Origin of the sequence: Paenarthrobacter sp. CM16 (assembly GCF_013179505.1) — a bacterium.
GTDB lineage: Bacteria > Actinomycetota > Actinomycetes > Actinomycetales > Micrococcaceae > Arthrobacter.
The window spans coordinates 1-850 of sequence record NZ_JABMCX010000581.1; the positions used below are offsets into that span (position 1 = coordinate 1).

An 850-nucleotide genomic window follows, 5' to 3' on the forward strand; every position below is an offset into this window, starting at 1 on the left:
GTTGTGGGGCCTGTTTTGCGTGCTTGGTGTGGGTTTTGGGGTGTTTTGCGGGCCCCGCAACGTGAGGGTTGGTGGGTTGTGGGGCCTGTTTTGCGTGCTTGGTGTGGGTTTTGGGGCGTTTTGCGGGCCCCACAACGTGAGGGTTGGTGGGTTGTGGCCTAGCCCGCGGCGGTTTCCAAGCGTCGGAGTGCCGCCGCCCGGCCCTTGTGCCCGCGTCGTTCGTCGTAGGCAATGGACAGGCCCAGAACCACCATCATGACCAGCATGCAGATGGGCACGGATGCCCCGGCTGCGGCCAGGGCAATACTGGACGCCAAACCCAGCACCACCAGTGTGGAGCTCCACAGGTGTTCCCGGTCCATGCCGAGCAGGATCCCGTACAACGTGCTGAGCGAGACTTTGAACAGAATGATGGGGATGGCGATGGAGGCCACCGCGGCGGCTGCGGGAATATGGGTTTCGTGATCAATGAAATAGGCGGCAACATGCAGTCCGGCACCTGTGGCGGCAATGGCTGCGAAGACCGGCATGTGCCCGTAGCCGAACACCCATGAACGGTGCCGTTGGACGTGCAGTGCCGGGCCTGAGGGCAGGATGAAGTAGATCCACCACATGGCGAAGGCCAGCCCTGTCCCGCTCAATCCAACCAAGGCTGCATCCATGGACCATTGGTGCGTGGCCACAATGGCACGCAGGGTTTCAATGGCGCCAATCAAGCATTCACCCAAGGCAATGATGGCCAGGAGTCCGTACCTTTCCGCGATGTGATGCGCATGCCACGGGGTTCGGATGTTCCGTTCTGCGAAGTACGGGGCCGCCATTTCCATGACGAACAGTGGAGCTGCCATGA

General features: G+C 61.5%; 1 protein-coding gene. It reads right to left on the bottom strand.

What is annotated here, in order from left to right; all coding sequences use genetic code 11:
* Positions 1-158: 158 nt before the first annotated feature.
* Positions 159-850 (bottom strand): low temperature requirement protein A (locus HP499_RS24635; protein WP_172326628.1); only part of this gene is annotated, 692 nt, incomplete at its 5' end.